The organism is Halomonas sp. 3D7M, assembly GCF_014897885.1.
In the GTDB taxonomy this organism is placed as follows: domain Bacteria; phylum Pseudomonadota; class Gammaproteobacteria; order Pseudomonadales; family Halomonadaceae; genus Vreelandella.
In genome coordinates this window covers 22,374-41,223 of sequence record NZ_JABUZF010000212.1, presented here as the reverse complement: position 1 = coordinate 41,223, position 18,850 = coordinate 22,374, and the positions used below count along the sequence as shown (strand labels likewise).

The 18,850-nt window shown below is 53.8% G+C and carries 19 protein-coding genes; 4 read left to right on the top strand and 15 right to left on the bottom strand.

Annotated features, from left to right (window positions below; all coding sequences use genetic code 11):
- Window positions 1-23: 23 nt before the first annotated feature.
- Together pgeF and rluD are read right to left on the bottom strand one after the other, a co-directional pair.
- Window positions 24-779, bottom strand: a complete 756-nt coding sequence (pgeF, locus tag INT22_RS12200) for a peptidoglycan editing factor PgeF (protein WP_193060820.1) — start codon at window positions 777-779, stop codon at window positions 24-26.
- Window positions 776-1,735: a 23S rRNA pseudouridine(1911/1915/1917) synthase RluD gene (gene rluD / locus INT22_RS12195; protein WP_193060819.1), complete on the bottom strand. Its 960-nt coding sequence runs from the start codon at window positions 1,733-1,735 to the stop codon at window positions 776-778. The genes pgeF and rluD overlap by 4 nt, the downstream gene beginning before the upstream one ends.
- 197 nt (window positions 1,736-1,932) lie before the next feature.
- On the opposite strand from rluD, the gene INT22_RS12190 reads away from it, so the two are divergent.
- The gene (locus tag INT22_RS12190; protein WP_193060818.1) at window positions 1,933-2,736 is read left to right on the top strand and encodes an outer membrane protein assembly factor BamD; all 804 of its coding nucleotides are present in this window, start codon (window positions 1,933-1,935) and stop codon (window positions 2,734-2,736) included.
- Between the two features lie 122 nt (window positions 2,737-2,858).
- Here the strand turns inward: INT22_RS12190 and INT22_RS12185 are convergent, their stop codons facing one another.
- Complete coding sequence (locus INT22_RS12185; RefSeq protein WP_095603762.1) at window positions 2,859-4,493, bottom strand: NAD+ synthase; 1,635 nt, start codon at window positions 4,491-4,493, stop codon at window positions 2,859-2,861.
- Between the two features lie 145 nt (window positions 4,494-4,638).
- Between INT22_RS12185 and INT22_RS12180 the strand changes: the two genes are divergently transcribed.
- The gene (locus tag INT22_RS12180; RefSeq protein WP_038478351.1) at window positions 4,639-4,905 is read left to right on the top strand and encodes a PP0621 family protein; all 267 of its coding nucleotides are present in this window, start codon (window positions 4,639-4,641) and stop codon (window positions 4,903-4,905) included.
- 32 nt (window positions 4,906-4,937) lie between these two features.
- Here INT22_RS12180 and thiO read toward each other — a convergent pair whose 3' ends face one another.
- Window positions 4,938-6,047 carry a glycine oxidase ThiO gene (gene thiO / locus INT22_RS12175; RefSeq protein ID WP_193060817.1) on the bottom strand — a complete coding sequence of 370 codons (1,110 nt, stop codon included), beginning with the start codon at window positions 6,045-6,047 and terminating at the stop codon, window positions 4,938-4,940.
- A gap of 79 nt (window positions 6,048-6,126) precedes the next feature.
- Here thiO and INT22_RS12170 point away from each other — a divergent pair, with 79 nt between their 5' ends.
- Window positions 6,127-6,651 carry a GspH/FimT family protein gene (locus tag INT22_RS12170; RefSeq protein WP_193060816.1) on the top strand — a complete coding sequence of 175 codons (525 nt, stop codon included), beginning with the start codon at window positions 6,127-6,129 and terminating at the stop codon, window positions 6,649-6,651.
- 28 nt (window positions 6,652-6,679) lie between these two features.
- Here the strand turns inward: INT22_RS12170 and trxB are convergent, their stop codons facing one another.
- Window positions 6,680-7,630: a thioredoxin-disulfide reductase gene (gene trxB / locus INT22_RS12165; protein WP_193060815.1), complete on the bottom strand. Its 951-nt coding sequence runs from the start codon at window positions 7,628-7,630 to the stop codon at window positions 6,680-6,682.
- Window positions 7,631-7,902: 272 nt separating this feature from the next.
- Between trxB and acnA the strand changes: the two genes are divergently transcribed.
- On the top strand, window positions 7,903-10,635 hold the full coding sequence (gene acnA, locus INT22_RS12160; RefSeq protein ID WP_193060814.1) for an aconitate hydratase AcnA: 2,733 nt from the start codon (window positions 7,903-7,905) through the stop codon (window positions 10,633-10,635).
- Between the two features lie 92 nt (window positions 10,636-10,727).
- Here the strand turns inward: acnA and INT22_RS12155 are convergent, their stop codons facing one another.
- The 10 genes from INT22_RS12155 to lspA all read right to left on the bottom strand — a co-directional run.
- Window positions 10,728-12,407, bottom strand: coding sequence for an NAD-dependent malic enzyme (locus INT22_RS12155; RefSeq protein ID WP_226912669.1), 1,680 nt, complete (start codon window positions 12,405-12,407; stop codon window positions 10,728-10,730).
- Between the two features lie 178 nt (window positions 12,408-12,585).
- The gene (locus tag INT22_RS12150; RefSeq protein WP_193060812.1) at window positions 12,586-13,797 is read right to left on the bottom strand and encodes a YeeE/YedE family protein; all 1,212 of its coding nucleotides are present in this window, start codon (window positions 13,795-13,797) and stop codon (window positions 12,586-12,588) included.
- Between the two features lie 137 nt (window positions 13,798-13,934).
- On the bottom strand, window positions 13,935-14,957 hold the full coding sequence (locus INT22_RS12145) for a tryptophan--tRNA ligase (protein WP_193060811.1): 1,023 nt from the start codon (window positions 14,955-14,957) through the stop codon (window positions 13,935-13,937).
- 49 nt (window positions 14,958-15,006) lie between these two features.
- A complete protein-coding gene (locus tag INT22_RS12140; RefSeq protein ID WP_226912668.1) occupies window positions 15,007-15,501 on the bottom strand; it encodes a pilus assembly PilX family protein in 495 nt (164 codons plus the stop codon).
- Window positions 15,502-15,530: 29 nt separating this feature from the next.
- A complete protein-coding gene (locus INT22_RS12135) occupies window positions 15,531-16,004 on the bottom strand; it encodes a PilW family protein (RefSeq protein ID WP_193060809.1) in 474 nt (157 codons plus the stop codon).
- A gap of 13 nt (window positions 16,005-16,017) precedes the next feature.
- Complete coding sequence (locus INT22_RS12130; RefSeq protein WP_193060808.1) at window positions 16,018-16,425, bottom strand: type IV pilus modification PilV family protein; 408 nt, start codon at window positions 16,423-16,425, stop codon at window positions 16,018-16,020.
- The gene (locus INT22_RS12125) at window positions 16,426-16,827 is read right to left on the bottom strand and encodes a type IV pilin protein (protein ID WP_193060807.1); all 402 of its coding nucleotides are present in this window, start codon (window positions 16,825-16,827) and stop codon (window positions 16,426-16,428) included.
- A gap of 63 nt (window positions 16,828-16,890) precedes the next feature.
- A complete protein-coding gene (gene ispH / locus INT22_RS12120; protein ID WP_038478382.1) occupies window positions 16,891-17,871 on the bottom strand; it encodes a 4-hydroxy-3-methylbut-2-enyl diphosphate reductase in 981 nt (326 codons plus the stop codon).
- A 55-nt stretch (window positions 17,872-17,926) separates the two neighbouring features.
- Window positions 17,927-18,370, bottom strand: coding sequence for an FKBP-type peptidyl-prolyl cis-trans isomerase (fkpB, locus tag INT22_RS12115; RefSeq protein WP_038478384.1), 444 nt, complete (start codon window positions 18,368-18,370; stop codon window positions 17,927-17,929).
- Between the two features lie 27 nt (window positions 18,371-18,397).
- On the bottom strand, window positions 18,398-18,850 hold a 453-nt coding region (gene lspA / locus INT22_RS12110; protein ID WP_193068285.1), incomplete at its 5' end, for a signal peptidase II.

The following is an 18,850-nucleotide window of genomic DNA, read 5'->3' as shown; positions in this document are numbered from 1 at the left end:
CAAGCTCGAAGGAATAACACTACTTAATTGATCCAGATCACACTTGCCATGCGTCCAGTGTTGCCATTGTCTCGGCGGTAGGAGTAAAAACGCGACTCGCAGGCCGTGCAGAAGTGGCCTCCGCTGATGTGATGAATCCCCAGCGCTTCTAAACGAAAGCGCGCCAAGCGATAAAGATCCGCCATATAGTGACCAAGACGATAGGGGCTGTGGTCAAACGCTTCAGCGGTCTCAGGGTGTACCGCGACAAAGGCACCATACACTTCGGGTCCGACCTCAAACTGAGCATTTGAAATAGCCGGCCCGAGCCATACCAAAATGTCGTCAGGATCGCAGTTCATCGCGGCGACGGTCGCTTCCAATACGCCACCCGCCAGCCCGCGCCAGCCAGCATGGGCAACGGCTACCTGAGTCCCTTGGCGATTGCAGAACATCACCGGCAAGCAGTCTGCGGTTAACACCACACAGGCATAGTCGTTGCTGCTGGCAACCGAGGCGTCTGCTTCCGGTGTATCGTCTTGATACGCCTGCTGAACGCGTGCGCCATGGGTTTGGTTAAGCCACAGCAGCGGTCGATCATCGCCGATTTCTTTGTGCAACAAACGCCGACATAGCGCGACATGATCAGCATTATCGCCTACGTGGCTCGCTGGATTGAAAGCGGCAAAATCATCCTGGCTCGGCCCTGTTTCCCGAGTGGTCACAAACGCCCGCACATTCGCGGGGGCTGGCCAATCAGGCAACAGTAGCGTGGGCTTCAGATCAATCGCGTCGCTCATCTCATGGTCTCACTATCTTCGCGCAGGTAATCCAACAACATCAGTAGATCATCGGGCAAGTCAGCATGAAAAGTAAGCGTTTCACCACTTACCGGATGCACAAAGCTGAGCTTCCGAGCATGCAGCGCCTGACGCGGAAATTCACGCAAAATCTCTTTTAACGGCGCAGCAGCACCCGGCGGCAGCTTAGCACGGCCACTATAGAGCGGATCGCCAATCAATGGGTAGCGGGCATGAGCCATATGAACGCGAATTTGGTGGGTACGCCCGGTTTCCAGCTGGCAACGCACATGGGTATGCGCGCGAAAGCGCTCAACTACCCGAAAGTGAGTCACTGCCGGTTTTCCGGAAGCCGTGACCGCTTGGCGCTTGCGGTCTTTTGGGTGCCGACCAATGGGCGCGTCGATGGTGCTGCCCGACACGGGCTTGCCAATCACCACTGCATCATATTGACGAGAAACGCTGCGCGCCTGCAACTGCTCAACCAGCGTCGTTTGTGCGGGCAACGTTTTTGCCACCATCATTAGACCAGTGGTGTCTTTATCCAGGCGATGGACTATGCCCGCCCGAGGCACTTCTGCCAGTGCAGGATGATGATGGAGCAACGCATTCAACAACGTGCCATCAGGATTGCCCGCGGCGGGATGAACCACCATGCCCGCGGCCTTATTGATGACCATCACCGCATCGTCTTCATAAACGATATCAAGCGGAATATCTTGGGGCTCAAAACGAGTATCGTCTTCAATAGTCGCTTTTAGCGCTAATATTTCGTGGCCGTGCAGCTTGGCCTTCGGTTTTACTTTAGCGCCGTCGACGGTGAGCTCACCGGCGTTGATCCACGCTTTCAAACGCTCGCGGGAATAATCGCTGAACAACTCAGCGGCGGCTTGGTCTAAACGCGCGCCAGCTAATGTCGCGGGTACTCGCTGCGTGGCTTCAACAATACGAGACATGAACAACCTCTTTAAGACGCAAACACCGCGGCTACCCTATAATGCTTTTAACTCTTCAAACGGCATTAGAGTGTCGCTAAGCCTGCGTTTTGCGTCTAGGTGATTTATAGTGGGCGAACTGCGACCTATTCTACCATTTCTACTTATGGCCATCGTCGCTTTTCGGTGATTGAGGCTTGTTTGCAACGAGGATGATGATGCGCGCTTTTTCCGCTGCCAACCGCTTTGGCGTTCTAGCCTTAAGCCTTGCCCTTTTGGCAGGCTGTGCCAGTAACGACACCACACCTGAAGAAGAGGATGAATTCTCAGGTGTGCAAGAACGTGAACTCTATGAACTTGCCCGCACAGCGCTGGATAGCAACCGTTTCCCAATTGCCATTGAGCGACTGGAAGCGCTTGATACCCGCTACCCATTTGGCCCCCATGCCGAACAAGCTCAGCTTGAGCTAATTTACGCTTACTACGAAAACAGCAATTGGGAAGAGGCACGCGCCGCTGCCAGCCGCTTTATTCGCTTGCACCCTGATCACCCTCAAGTGGATTACGCCTACTACCTGCGCGGCCTTTCCGCTTGGCAGGCAGGGCGATTTAGCCTTGAACGCTTGCGCCTGATTGATATTTCTAAGCGTGACTTGGGTGCTTCACGGGATGCTTACAATGACTTCCGCGAATTAATTCAGCGTTTCCCCCAAAGCGAATATGCAGCGGATGCCCAGCAACGCATTGTGTATCTACGTGAGTTGCTGGCACGCCATGAACTGCACGTGGCCGATTACTACTTGCGCCGCGGTGCCTTCCTGGCCGCCGTTGAACGAGGTCGCTGGGTGATTGAAAACTATCCGGAGTCCGACGCAACGCGTGACGCGCTGGCAACCATGGTAGAAGGCTATCAAGGACTTGGCATGGACGATCGCGCCAACGAAGTGCTTACCGTGCTGCGCGAAAATGCGCCAAACCATGAGCAGCTTAGCAATGGCCGTTTCAAGCCTAAGCACCTGTAAATAAGCACTTATGAATAAGCGCCTGTAAAATAACGTCTGGTCCAATGGCCGAATAGGATGGATTAGCCAGGTGTACACCGCCCTAAATCATGCAGAAGCACGATTTAGGGCGTTTTTGATGCTTAATCGCCAGGCTGCCAGCCATTAACAATCGGGTAGCGCCGGTCGCGCCCAAACCCTCTGGGCGTCACCCGCACTCCGACCGGGGCTTGGCGGCGTTTATATTCACAGCGATCAACAAGCTTCACTACTTTATAAACATCCTCTTCATCAAACCCAGCGGCGATAATTGCCTCAGCACTCATATCGCCTTCAATGTAGCTCACCAAAATGGCGTCTAGGACGTCGTAATCAGGCAACGAGTCACTGTCCTGCTGGTCGGGAGCTAGCTCCGCACTGGGCGGGCGCTCAATCACTCGCTCTGGAATAGCGGGCGACTGGGTATTGCGCCAGCGGGCCAAACGATACACCCAGGTTTTGTAGACGTCTTTGATGGCGTTATAGCCACCCACCATGTCGCCATAAAGCGTGGCGTAACCCACGGCCATTTCGCTTTTATTGCCGGTCGTAAGCACCATCAGGCCTTTCTTATTGGAGATCGCCATCAGCAGAACGCCGCGACAGCGCGACTGCAGGTTCTCTTCAGTGGTATCCCGCTCGGTGCCCGCGAAACTTTCTGCTAGCGTGCCCATAAACGCTTCGACCATCGGCTCGATAGGCATTACGTCATAATGAACGCCCAGCATGTCCGCCTGTTCGGCAGCGTCCTGCTTCGAGATATCCGCCGTATAGTGATAAGGCATCATCACTGCTTGTACACGCTGAGGACCCAACGCATCGACGGCGATCGCTAAGGAAAGTGCGGAATCGATACCACCGGAAAGCCCCAGAACAACGCCTTTAAAACCACTTTTGTTGACGTAGTCGCGCAGCCCTGTCACCAGCGCACAGTAAAGGCTCTCTTCAGGCTCAACTTCTGGCTCAATTTCACCCACTTGGGGTTCCCACGTATCAGCGCTCGTTTGCAGCAGTTGAACGGGCATTAAGCCTGCTTGCCAAGAAGGCGCCAGCACTTTAAGTTCGCCTTGGGCGTCTACACAGCTAGAACCACCGTCAAAAACCAGCTCATCCTGCCCGCCGATCGTGTTCACATACACAATCGGGCGGTTTACATCCTGGGCACGCTGCTCTAACAGGCGCAAGCGCTCGCTGGGCTTATCCTGATGATAGGGCGAGGCGTTTAAGCTGATCAGTACTTCTGCGCCGGCTTCGCGGGCAGCATTAACAGGCGTACCTTCCCAAAGGTCTTCACAAATCAGCAGCCCTAGCTTGGCGCCTTTGTGCTCGTAAACCAGCGGTTTGGTGCCCGGCGTAAAGTAGCGCTGCTCATCAAACACCTGATAGTTCGGCAGTGCCTGCTTGGCATACTCCGCTTCCCATTGGCCGTTATACAGCACACCCGCCAGGTTATACCGCTTCCCTTCACGAACGCCCGGATAGCCAATAATCACCAGCACATCGCGGGCGATTTTTTCTGCCATCTTCGCCCGCGCTTCACGCAAGCGAGCTTCCATCGAGGGGCGAAGTAGCAGATCTTCCGGTGGATAACCGGACAAGAAAAGCTCTGGGAAGACAACAATATCCGCCCCATGCTCGATCCTCGCTTCGCGCACCGCTTCAATGGCGCGTGCAGCATTGCCGGGAATATCTCCCACTAAAGGGTCGAGTTGGGCCATTACCAGCGTTAAGTCTTGCATGGGCGTTAAAATCTCTTGAGAATCTTTAGAACACGTTGCCGCTCACCTACGTACATTGTCCCGCAAGGGCTGCCAACTGGCAAAGGTTAGCCGGCGCTCATGTTACTCTAGCTATTATTACATCCCACCATGGGAGTCATAGAGGATGAACCTTTTGATCATTCGGCTGATTATTTTTGCCGTGCTGTTCTATGTGGGCCTGAAACTTTATGGTCTCTACCGAGAGCGCAAACTTTCCCACCAACAGAGTGAACCCGAACGCCATGAAGGCGGACAAATGGTGCGCTGCCGCTGGTGCGATGTCCATGTTCCGGAAGAAGAAGCCCTACGCGATAGCGAACAGTGGTTTTGCTCAAGCGCTCATCGGGATCGTTTTTTGCAAGAGCAACAAGATAAGCAGAACCGCGATTAAAACCGCTACCGATAGACAACGTCAGCCATCAGCTATGCCAAATCCGTGATTAATCGATCTACCGTCGGCTGAAAGGGTGCTGGGTCGATAAGTGGCTCACGCCCTAATAGCTGATCAACCAATACGTGGGTAGACGCAGGTGCAAGCACTAACCCATTGCGGTAGTGGCCCGCATTGACATAAACACCGGACCATCCTGGCAGCGCCCCAATAAATGGAATGCCGTCCGGGGAGCCAGGGCGCAACCCTGCCCAATGATAAGCAACCGGGTGATCTGACAACCCAGGCACAATACTTTCAGCGGTCTGTTTGAGTGACGCCAGTGCTTCACTATCGGTCGTTTTATCAAAACCCGCTTCTTCTAAGGTTGAGCCTACCAACAGCAACCCATCACTACGCGGGATAATATAGCGACCATCTTTCAATACCACGCGCTGCACCAATCCTGGCGGCGCTTGATAAGCAATCATTTGGCCTTTTACGGGGCGTACCGGCAGGCGAATCGTTAAGCTTTCTAACAGCTTGGCTGTCCAGGCGCCACCACATACCACCACCTTTTCAGCGCGCAGCTCCCCTTGCGCGGTCGCAACGCCCAACACCTGTTGGTCATGCGTTATAAAACTATTTACCTCACAGCCTTCATTCAGCACAACGTTCGGCATTGCCAGCAGCCGAGCGCGCAGCGCCTGCCCAAGGCGTGGGTTGCGTACACTGCCAAGTGTCGGCATCCACAACGCACTCTCCTGCGCTGCTGCCACCATGGGCTCCTTCTGACGCACAAACTCAGCGCTAACACGCTCCAGCGGCTTGGCTAAGCCTCTCGCCCAGCCAAGCGCAGTGTCCGCATCATCAACGTTGAGATAGAGCAGCCCTTTTTGGCGATATTCAGGATCAATGCCGGTTTCTTCCAACAAGCGTAGCGACAACGTGGGATACACGCCCTCTGACCAGCGCGAAAGTTGCGAGATGGGCGGCGCATACCGCCATGGGTAAAGCGGCGAGACAATGCCGCCACCTGCCCAAGAAGACTCCTGCCCGCAAATGCCGCGCTCCACTAAAGTAACTTGCTGGCCAGCATCTGCTAGCTGCAGTGCCGTCATCATACCGATCACGCCACCGCCAATAATTAAGAAATTGCTCACAACGTTTGTCCGCTTTGGCTTACATAAAAAACGATCACCGCGAGGTAGGCTGTAGAAAAAACACACGCCTGGAGCCATCATGCCAGCTAACAATAACGGCGTTCCACACACGCGTATCCAAGGCTTTACCCTGATCGAACTTATTATTGCTCTTCTGCTTATTTCAGCCTTAGCCGCCTGGGGAGTGCCAAATTTTCAAGCACTTGGCCGAAGCACAGCCGTTACCGCCGATATTAACAGATTGCAGTCTGCCTTTTCGCTGGCTCGCAACACAGCCATCACGCAGCGTAAAACGACCACGGTTTGCCCAACCAATCAGCAAAGAAACAGCTGCACCAGCGACTGGAGTAATGCGCTACTGGTCATCAAGGGGGACGCGATAAATCAAATAACCAGCAGCGATGTCGTTCGTGTCTTTCCTAAGGAGCAGGCAACTACCGTCACTTATAATCGTAACAGGCGGCGTGTGAGCTATAGCACGCTTGGCCACGCAAACGGCTTCAATGGCCGTTTTTATATATGTGCGGCAAGCGCTCCAGGAAAAGTGCTCGTGCTCAGCCGACTGGGGCGCCTGCGCATCGATGAAACGCCCGCCGATTGTTGATCGCGACAGGCGTTTAACCACGGCTAACTCAGGCGATGCCATCCAGATAGCGCTCAGCATCTAGCGCTGCCATGCAACCACTGCCTGCAGAGGTAATCGCCTGACGATAAATATGATCCATCACATCACCACAGGCAAAGACGCCTGGCACGCTGGTAGCGGTAGCATTGCCTTCAAGGCCTGATGTCACCTTGATATAGCCGCCATTCATGTCCAGCTGGCCCTCAAAAATCCCCGTATTAGGGCTATGACCGATAGCGATGAACAAGCCGGGCGCGTGAATCTCTTTGGTAGAACCATCTTTAGTCGACTTAACGCGCACGCCCGTCACACCGCTGTTATCGCCCAACACCTCGTCCACTTCGTAGAACCACTCAAGGGCAATTTTTCCTGCTTCAACTTTCTCAAACAGCTTGTCCTGGAGGATTTTCTCGGCGCGCAGCGTGTCGCGACGGTGCACCAAAGTAACCTTAGAGGCGATATTTGAAAGGTACAGCGCTTCCTCAACAGCGGTGTTGCCGCCCCCCACCACAATCACTTCTTGATTGCGATAAAAGAAGCCATCGCAGGTAGCGCAAGCAGACACCCCTTGCCCCATAAATTGCTGCTCGGTTGGCAAGCCCAGATAGCGTGCGCTGGCACCGGTGGCAATAATCAGCGCATCACAGGTGTAAATGCCGCTGTCCCCTTTTAAGGTATACGGCTTCTCACCTAAGCTGACCTCATTGATATGGTCGAACAACACTTCCGTATTAAAACGCTCAGCGTGCTGCTTCATGCGCTCCATCAACTCTGGCCCCTGAACACCTTGTGCGTCGCCGGGCCAGTTATCGACATCGGTTGTGGTGGTCAATTGGCCACCTGCCTGCAGGCCGGTAATCAGCAGCGGTTTTAAGTTAGCACGGGCTGCGTAAACCGCTGCCGTATACCCGGCAGGGCCGGAACCAAGAATAATTAAACGTTCATGACGCGTTTCCATGACACCACCTTTGTCACAATTGAGCAGATATCGTTTGCAAGAGAGTCTGCCTGAAATGGCGTCAAGTACAAGCAATTACAAGGGTTAGCCTTCGCGATTAGGCGAAGACGCCTTGAAAGCCGGGGGTGAAACACCCATGTGCTATTAATAAGATAAGCCATACTGGGGATAAGCCACATTAAAGCAAAGCAGTGACCGTCGCGCCTAAGCATTGCGATCAGCAAATTGTGATCAGCAATTCGCTTAAGGCCAAGCAATCATAGGAGAGACCAATGGGCAAGATACCCGATACGCTCACCACGCTAGAAGTAGGCAACCAGCAGTATCATTACTATAGCCTGCCAAAAGCCGCCGACGCGCTCGGCAACATTGACCGGCTACCCAAAACGCTCAAAATTCTGCTCGAAAACCAGCTGCGCTTTGGCGATGACGAAAGTGTTGATCAAGAGGACATTCAGGCGCTAGTGGACTGGCAAAAAGAGGGCAAATCAAGCCGTGAAATAGGCTACCGCCCTGCCCGCGTCCTCATGCAAGATTTCACCGGCGTGCCAGGGGTTGTAGACCTTGCCTCTATGCGCGCTGCCGTTGAGAAGCTCGGCGAAGATCCCGCCCGCATTAACCCGCTTTCCCCTGTTGATCTGGTTATTGACCACTCGGTGATGGTCGACAAGTTCGGCAATGCTGCCGCGTTTCAAGAAAACGTCGATATCGAAATGCAGCGCAACCGTGAGCGCTACGAGTTTCTGCGCTGGGGCCAGCAAGCGTTCGACAACTTTAGCGTTGTCCCCCCCGGCACCGGCATTTGCCACCAGGTTAACCTCGAGTACCTGGGTCGCGCAGTGTGGACAAAAGAGCAGGATGGCCAGACGTTTGCCTACCCGGACACCTTAGTCGGCACCGACTCCCATACCACTATGATCAACGGCCTGGGCGTACTTGGCTGGGGCGTCGGCGGTATCGAAGCGGAAGCCGCCATGCTTGGCCAGCCGGTCTCGATGCTGATTCCAGAAGTCGTTGGCTTCAAGCTGAACGGCAAACTGCGCGAAGGCATTACCGCCACCGATCTGGTGCTTACCGTGACTGAAATGCTGCGCAAAAAAGGCGTGGTAGGTAAGTTTGTTGAATTCTACGGTGATGGCCTTAAAGATTTGCCGTTGGCCGACCGTGCCACTATTGCCAATATGGCACCAGAGTATGGCGCGACCTGTGGCTTTTTCCCTGTAGACGACGAAACGCTTAACTACATGCGCCTTACCGGCCGTGAAGATGACCAAATTGCGTTGGTAGAGGCCTATAGCAAGGCGCAGGGCTTATGGCGCGAACCTGGCGATGAGCCGATCTTTACCGACTCCCTCAGCCTCAACATGGACGAGGTAGAAGCGAGTCTTGCTGGCCCGAAACGCCCCCAAGACCGTGTGGCACTGAAAGACATGGCCGCCGCCTTTGACAAGTTCATGCAAGAGGACGCCAGCGCGGACACAACCGCAAACGGGGAATTCTCCTCGGAAGGCGGTCAAACTGCGGTAGGGGTTGAACGCAGCTTTAAACATGACACCAGCCAAACCGTTAAACTTAACGATAAGGATTTCAGCCTCGATCCAGGTGCCGTGGTAATTGCCGCTATCACCTCATGTACCAATACCTCCAACCCCAGCGTCATGATGGCAGCCGGGCTGCTGGCACGTAATGCACTCCAAAAGGGGCTTACCACGAAACCTTGGGTTAAGACCTCGCTTGCCCCCGGCTCCAAAGTGGTGACCGATTACTTAGCAGCCGCGAACTTAAGCGATGACCTGAATGCACTGGGCTTTAACTTAGTGGGTTATGGCTGTACGACGTGTATCGGCAACTCCGGCCCGCTGCCCGATGAGATCGAAAAAGCGATCAACAGCGGCGACCTTGCCGTGGCATCGGTGCTTTCAGGCAACCGTAACTTTGAAGGCCGTGTGCACCCGCTAGTCAAAACAAACTGGCTCGCCTCACCGCCCTTGGTGGTCGCCTATGCGTTAGCCGGTAACGTACAGTGCAACTTAACGACCGACCCGCTTGGCCAGGACAATGACGGCAACCCGGTTTATCTCAAAGACATCTGGCCTTCTCAAGCAGATATCGCCACTGCCGTTGAACAGGTCAACACCGAGATGTTCCGCAAAGAGTATGGTGCGGTATTTGAAGGCGACGATACCTGGAAAGCGATCAACGTTCCTGAAAGCAAAGTTTACCAGTGGCCTGAATCGACCTACATTCAGCACCCGCCGTTTTTCGAAGGCATGGAGCGTGAGCCGGACGCCATTGAAGATGTTGAAAACGCCCGAGTGTTAGCCCTGCTAGGCGACTCGGTGACCACCGACCATATCTCCCCGGCCGGCTCTATCAAACCCGATAGCCCTGCGGGTCGTTATCTGCAAGAGCATAGCGTTAAGCCCGTCGACTTCAACTCCTACGGCTCACGTCGAGGTAACCATCAAGTAATGATGCGTGGCACCTTTGCCAACGTGCGCATTAAAAATGAAATTCTGGACGGGGTTGTTGGTGGTGAAACCCGCCACGTTCCCAGCGGCGAGCAAATGGCGATTTACGATGCTGCCATGAAATATAAGGAGGAAGGCACTCCCCTAGTGGTGATTGCTGGTAAAGAGTATGGCACCGGCTCTTCACGGGACTGGGCAGCAAAAGGCACCCGCTTATTAGGTGTGCGCGCGGTTATCGCCGAGTCCTATGAACGTATTCACCGCTCAAACCTAATTGGAATGGGCGTGGTACCGCTGCAGTTCCCTGAAGGTGAAAGCCGTGCAACGCTTGGTTTGACCGGTGATGAAGAAATATCAATTGCTGGCTTAAGCGATTTAAGCCCAGGGGGCAGCGTAAAAATTGTCATCAAAAATGACGATGGGGAACGCACCGTTGATGCCAAGTGCCGAATTGATACCGTCAATGAGCTGGCTTACTACCGCCACGGTGGTATCCTTCACTACGTGTTGCGCAAAATGATCGGCGCAGCTTAAAGGCAAAACCTACCAATGCTTGCATAGCCCCCACCATGGTGGGGGCTTTTTTTTGCGCCCTGGTTTTGCTGTTTGGCTTCTCGCTATTAAGCTTAGAAGGCCCTGCGGCGATAAGCACGATACTCGGGCGACCAGCACGCTCTCTCGATACGCTCACGTAATTCGGTGCCGCTTGTTTTAAGCGCCACGCCGTTTTGCTGGGCCTGGGCTGCGACTTCAAAGGCAATCGATTTACTAATATCACGAATCCGCGACAACGGCGGTAGCAGTGCGCCCTTGCCCTCCTTAACCAGCGGCGCTTCGCGCGCCAGCGCCCGAGAGGCGCTCATCAACATTTCATCAGTCACGCGATTAGCATTCGCGGCAATCACACCTAAGCCAATACCGGGGAAGATATAGGCATTGTTACATTGGGCAATTGGATAGGTGCGGCCGTTATACACCACCGGTGCAAAAGGGCTGCCAGTCGCGACTAGCGCTTGGCCGTCGGTCCAGCGAATCACATCTTCGGGTACCGCTTCTGCCTGAGAAGTAGGGTTCGACAGCGGCATAATCACCGGATGTTCGCAGCCCGCGTGCATGGTACGCACCACTTGTTCGGTGAAAATACCGCGCTTGCCGCACACACCAATCAATATCGTTGGTTTCATTTGGGCAATGGTTTCTTCAAGCCCCTGACCATTCCAGTTAGCCACCAGCTCCGAATCGTGGGCCAAACGGCGCTGGAAATCCCGCTGCCAAGGCTGATCAGTGGTCATCAATCCATCTCGATCAACAATAAATATTCGCGCCCGTGCTTCGCTTTCAGTCAGCCCCTCTGCCTGCATGGCCACGACCACCTGCTCAGCAATACCACAGCCTGCCGAACCGCCACCAACAAACACTACGCGCTGCTGGGCAATCGTTTCATCGCGGGCCTGGCACGCCGCCATTAAGGTGCCCACTACCACTGATGCGGTACCTTGCACATCGTCATTAAAGCAGCATAAATCGTCACGGTAGCGCTCTAAAAGCGGTACCGCATTGGCCTGGGCAAAGTCTTCGAACTGCAGCAGAACGTTCGGCCAGCGACGTTTTACAGCGGCAATAAATTCCCCCATAAACGCATCGTACTCTTCCTGGCTAACCCGCTCATGACGCCAGCCCATATACATAGGGTCGTCCAGCAATGCCTGATTGTTAGTGCCCACATCAATCATAATCGGCAACGTATAGGCGGGGCTAATACCACCACAAGCGGTATAAAGTGCCAGCTTACCAATGGGAATGCCCATCCCACCAATCCCCTGATCACCCAGCCCTAGAATCCGCTCACCATCGGTGACAACAATCACCTTAACGTTATCCTTGGTGGCACTGCGCAGGATATCGTCCATATGCTCGCGATCCGGATAGCTGATGAACAGCCCCCGGTGATTGCGATAAATATTAGAGAACTCCTGACATGCCTGCCCAACCGTAGGGGTATAAATAATCGGTAGCATCTCTTCTAGATGCTGAGAGACCAAGCGAAAGTACAGCGTTTCATTGTCGTCTTGGATGGCACGCAGATGAATATGCTTCTCTAAATCACTATGACACTGTTGATACTGGCGATATGCTCTCGACAACTGCTCGTCAATGGTCTCCACTTTTTGCGGCAATAAACCAATCAAGTTAAACGCTAGCCGCTCCTCTTGAGTAAACGCGCTGCCTTTGTTCAATAGCGGCATTTCAAGCAAAGAAGGACCGGCGTAAGGAATGTACAGGGGGCGTTTACTCTTCGTAGACATAGGCACTCTCTTTTTATGTCGATTGCTATTGCAATGCAGCAACGCTGGGCGTTGGCGGCGTTTCGCATAATGTAACATGCTAGTACGACAAAGGTGGGAGGGACATAAATAATGGCAATAAAAAAACGCCTTGGTAGCTACCAAGGCGTTCATAAAAAGCATTAAAACTGATCAACCACTAGCAGCTTTTAGCAGCAGGTTGGCGGCCTTCAACACCGTTAAAAAAGAACGGCCGCAGCTTAACGCCCACCATGTTGCCGGCGAACGCCGCAACCATCCATAGCCAGCCATGCAAGCTGCCAGAGGCAATACCGCTGAAGTAAGCGCCAATATTGCAACCAAATGCCAGCCGTGCGCCATACCCCAGCATGACGCCACCAATAACAGCTGCTAATAGGGATTTAAACGGGATGCGGAAGTTGGGAGCAAAGCGCCCAGCTAGGCTCGCGGCGGCAAGCGCCCCCAGCATGATGCCAACATTCATCACCGTCGTGATATCACTCCATACACTCGCCTCTAATGCCGCAGCATTACCCGGCGCTTGCCAATAACCCCACTGACTGACATCGCCACCAACGAGTTCAAACCCTTTCGCACCCCACAGCGCGAACGCAGAGGTAATGCCCCAAGGGCGACCAGCAAGGGCTAACGTTGCGAAATTGAGTAGCGCTAGCGCCACTGCGCCAGTAATCAACGGCCACGGACCCGTTAACCAGCGCTGACTGCCAGGCTTATCGACCAGCGGTGCCTGCTCCAAGTGACCATGACGACGCTTTTCCATAATCACAGTAAACGCAGCAATCGTCGCAAACAGCACCAAGCTAATCGCAATACCACCGCCAGCACCTGCTGCATTCACCAGCGACACAGGCTGAAACGCTGGCAAGCTCTGCCACCACGCAAAATGCGCTGAACCAATCACCGACCCAACAATGAAGAACAGCAGCGTAATTAACATTCGTGCATTACCACCACCTGCAGTAAACAGCGTGCCCGACGCACATCCGCCACCTAACTGCATGCCCACACCAAAGATAAACGCCCCCACCACGACCGAAATACCAATCGGCGCAACAAAACCACTCACGCTGGTGCCAAACAGTGAACCGGCGCTTAACGCCGGAAAAAACAGCACCACTGCAATCGCCAGCATCACCATTTGGGCACGCAAACCACGGCCCCGCCGCTCGGTGATAAATACCCGCCAAGCAGCAGTAAAGCCAAATGCCGCGTGATACAGCACCAGCCCAAGCAAGCCGCCAACAATCATTAAGAGACCAATATTGGCGCCAAACACCACACCGATAATCACCGCGCCCAGCACGATGGCTGCCGTTGAGAGTAATGGCACCCGGTTCTGACTAGGTGCCACTGCAGAAATCGTCGACATAGCTCACCTTCTAACAACGCCAAAAGCGCCTGTTAGAAACAGGCGCTTGGCTGAGTTGGACAATAATGAGAAGCCTAACGCTGGCTGTAGAACGCTGGAAATTCTTTATTCAGCAGTGCATATGCTTTTAAAGAATATTAAACAAAGCGCCCTAAGCCTACCGCGGAACGTAAGCGATCCATGGTGACGGCGGCTTCTTCTCTAGCGCGATCAGCACCTTTTTGCAGCACCGCTTCAATATGTGCTGGGTCTTCCATGAGCGCGATGTAACGCTCGCGGGGTGCGGTTAAGTGCGCATTCAAGTAATCAAACACCTGGTTCTTAGCGTCGCCCCAGCCAATCCCTGCCACGTACTGCTCGCGTAGTGCAGCGGCTTCCTCATTGCTGGCAAACGCTGAGAATATCTGGAACAGCGTGCAGGTGTCTGGGTCTTTGGGCTCACCGGGTTCCAGTGAATTGGTTTTGATTTTGCGCACCAGCTTCTGCAGCTTTTTCTCGCTGGAGAAAAGCGGGATCGTATTGTTATAGCTTTTGGACATTTTGCGACCGTCCAAGCCCTTCAACACTTCGCCTTTTTCATCCACAACGGCTTCAGGCTGAACAAAATACTGGCCTTTAAACATGTGGTTGAAACGTCCAGCGATATCACGCGCCATTTCAATGTGCTGAATCTGGTCGCGCCCTACCGGCACTTTATTGGCATTAAACATTAAGATGTCGGCGGCCATTAACACCGGGTAACCGAACAAGCCCATGGTGACGCCTTTATCAGGGTCTTGGTCACCGGCTTCTTCATTTTCAGCGACCGCTGCTTTGTATGCGTGGGCGCGGTTCATCAGCCCCTTGGCGCATACACAAGACAGCATCCACATTAATTCGGGAATTTCAGCGATATCCGACTGACGATAAAAAATGGCGTTATCGGTATCTAACCCTAGCGCAAGCCACGTGGCGGCAATTTCCAGACGCGACTCTTGCACACGCTTCGGATCTTGGCATTTGATCAGCGCGTGATAGTCAGCAAGAAAGTAAAACGACTGTACATTGGGGTCTTGGCTTGCCTCAATGGCAGGCTTAATAGCCCCCACATAGTTACCAAGATGTGGCGTTCCGGTCGTGGTAATCCCGGTCAGCACGCGGGTTTTGGCTGTCTGACTCATAGTGTGGATCCAGCTGGATAAAGGTCAAAAAAGGTAAGTCATTGTACACTTAATGCCAAACTACCGTCGCCTGTGTCTGATGGCTTTCCTCACTCTCCTCTACTTTGATAAATACAGGTAGGCTCTGCGCCAGTAACGTTTCACTATCGGTATTGGCATTAGTAATAACCGCACCTAACGCCACTACCCAAGGTTGGCCGTCACGCTCAATGGGCGTAAATAAGCAACTATCGTGTTCGCAGTCATCGCCCAGCAGCGTGGTTAATGGGTGCGCTACGACATCTTCCCAGCGGAGAGTTTGATCGCTATTGATGGTGAGCACGTTGCTTCCCCACTCCAATTCACTAAAAGAAGCCACTGCTTGCGAGGCGGCTATTTCAGCGCGCATTTGCGCTAACGTCGACGCCCGGTAATTACTCGCTAAGCGTTCATCCACAAACGCAGATTGAACGCAGATAACGCCAATAATCAACGCGCTAGCTAACAGTGCCATCACCACAACTAGCGCAGCGCCCTGCTCCTGCGTTCGCGGTCTAAGCTGCATATCGCCTCCTTGCTCACACTCCATACATCTCATGGGCTAGCCGAAAACGTAGGCTGCAGAACAGCCTCTCGATGGGTAACGTGGAAATCGATATTGGCCCCTTGCCGACCTAATGGCAGTGACACCACGCTAACCCCATTGGTGGCGGGTGCTCCAAGCGGTTCATCCCGCTCACAGCTAGCGCCAGCGTCATAATCAAAGGTGACCAGCGGCTGAGCCTCCTGCATATCCTGAACCGTGCAGCGACAGCCAGACTCAATTACCACGCACTGCAAGCGAAAAAAAGGCGCTCCGTTTGAGTCGGTAGCGCCGTGCCTGCGTAGGGTGTCGGTAATCGATGTCGCCGCGTAAAGAAGCGCTTCCTGATTCCGCCCCAATTGATCCACCTGCTTAAACGTATGAAAGGTGCTTAAGAAAAGCTGTCCAGCACCTAGAATCACCACCATACCAATGGCCATGGCGACCAGTAGTTCTGTTAACGTAAAACCGCGCTGCACATCCATGGCAGGCCCACCTTTACGGCTGGTTGGGAAGTTGGAACACGTAGTTGAAGATATCGTCGGACTCATTAGGCTCAGTCCGCAAGCGCACCACCACATCAAACCGACAGCCTTGGCGCTCAATACGACTCTCTTGCCCCTGGGCATAGCCAAGCGCCGCCTGTTGACCTGCAAACCAATGGCTGTGCCATGCGGACTCAATGGTGGCTAACGGAATCGTGTCACAGTCTTGGTACGAGGAAAGTGCTGCCCATATCCGCTCTTGGGCATCTACCGCTGCGACGTTCGCTAGCGACTGCGTGTAGCCTGCACTAGCGCTTTGCAGTGCTGTCACCTGCATCGCGGCAACGCCTATCAGCCCAAACGCTAAAATCACCAGCGCGATAAGCGCCTCGATTAGCGAAAGGCCGCTTTGCCTAACCATTTACCAGCACGCCTCAGGCAGGCGCTCGCCCCGCGCATTAAATTGAATATCGCTGTTACAACCGTCAGTTTGAGATGTTGCCGCCGTCAGTAAAAACCCACCATCGTCCTCACTGCCGTCATCGGCCGTAATCATGTAATTACCATCGGGAGAAGAGGGAGTAAATGAGCAGTCGGCATAAGCGTATTGGCGGGAGTAGCAGCGCTCAAGCTCGGCGGCGGCCTGCAACAGGCCAGCATGGGCATCTGTGCGTAGCGAACGCTCAACATAGCGGGTGTAACTGGGGTAGGCAATGCCCGCCACTATGCCAATGATAGCGACGGCAATCAGCATTTCAATGAGCGTAAAACCGTGCTGACGAGCTTCCTGGCGCCCAGCACGGTTAGCAAAAGGCAAAGGCACTGAACGCGCTCCTGTATCAGTTGGCCCATACGCTGAGTATGTCGCAAACCGATAGGCTTTGCATCAGTCGCTTACAATCACCTGCTCACGCAGCTCTTTCGGCATAGAGAAGGTAATATTTTCTTCGCGGCCCTGCAGCTCAACAGGCACCTCTGCGCCAAACGTTTGCAGCTTGTCGATAACACCTTTCACCAGCACTTCTGGCGCACTGGCCCCGGCGGTGACACCAATACGGCTAACACCTTCTAGCCACGCTGGCGCAATTTGGTCGGCATTATCGATTAAATAGGCAGGCGTGCCCATCCGCTCGGAAAGTTCGCGCAGGCGATTAGAGTTGGAGCTATTGGGGCTGCCGACGACCAACACCAAGTCGCTATCTGCCGCTAGCTCACGCACCGCATCCTGGCGGTTTTGAGTGGCATAACAGATATCATCTTTGCGTGGCCCCTGGATCTCTGGGAACTTCTCCCGCAATGCATCAATCACCTTAGCGGTGTCATCCATCGAGAGCGTGGTTTGAGTCACAAACGCCAGCGCTGACGGGTCATTGACGGCTAACTTCGCCACGTCCTGCTCATCTTCGACCAGGTAAATCTGGCCACCGTGAGAAGTGTCGTAACGCCCCATGGTGCCTTCGACTTCCGGATGACCTTCGTGACCAATCAAAATGCACTCTTGGCCGCGCTTAGCATAACGCAACACTTCCAAATGCACTTTGGTAACCAATGGACAGGTCGCATCGAAGACTTTGAGACCACGCTGCTCAGCCTCTTGTTGCACGGCACGGGAGACACCGTGAGCCGAGAAAATCACGATCACGTCGTCAGGCACTTCATGCAGCTCTTCAACGAACACCGCGCCACGTTCGCGCAATGTTTCAACCACAAAGCGGTTATGTACCACCTCGTGGCGTACGTAAATGGGCGGACCGAAGACATCTAGCGCGCGGTTGACGATGTCGATCGCGCGATCCACGCCAGCACAAAAACCGCGCGGGTTCGCCAGCTTGATCTGTATTGGCTGAGAGGACTCTGATGACTGCATAAAAGCGCCTTGATGCAACTTGCATCGCCGGTTAAATGAAAACGAGTGCTTAAAATCAGTGTTTGGTGATGGGCGTTACGTTCAGCACATCGACTTCAAACGTCAACGTGCGACCTGCTAGCGGATGATTAAAATCCACTTCCACACGGTCGCCATCTATGGTTTTGACCACGCCAGGCAATTCCGTTCCCGCTTTATCAGCAAATGACATCACCATGCCGATTTCTGGCGCTTCATCACCGAAATCGGCGCGCTTCAGCGTTTGAATATTTTGCGGGTTATGCTGCCCAAAGGAGTGCTCAGGTGTGATTTGAAACGACCCGCTCTGGCCTGCGGCCATCCCTTTAATCGGGTGTTCGAAACCAGGTGGCAAGTTACCGTCGCCATACTGGAACGTCGCCGGGGCTTTCTCTTTGGTGGAATCGACTACCGTGCCATCTTCCAGCTTCAGCGTGAAGTGCAGGGTAATCTCCATACCATCATCAATTAGGTAGTCCATGGTTCCTCACTCGTCACTCTATGGCTTTCAATCACGCTGCTGTAGCGCGGCTTTCTTACGACGTCGATCACCCATTATCGACTCCCAAATTAACCCCACCGCTCCCAGCGTAATGCCGATATCCGCCACATTAAAGGCAGGATAGTACCAACCAGCGGCATGGAACGATAAAAAGTCCACCACATAGCCATGTACTAAACGGTCATACAGATTACCCAGGGCACCGCCAATAATCAGCGGCAACGCCACGGCCAGCAGCTTTTCATCGGCCTTAACGCGGGAAAGCCAGACGGTTAAGCCAATGCTGGCACCAATGGCAATCAGCGCAAAGAACCAGCGCTGCCAGCCGGGATGGTCCGCTAAAAAGCTGAACGCAGCGCCAGTATTGTGCAGCAGCGTTAGGTTGAAAAACGGCAGCACCTCAACGGGCTGGGCGTAATTCAACAAATGGCTGGCGGTGTATTTGGTCAGCAAATCTAA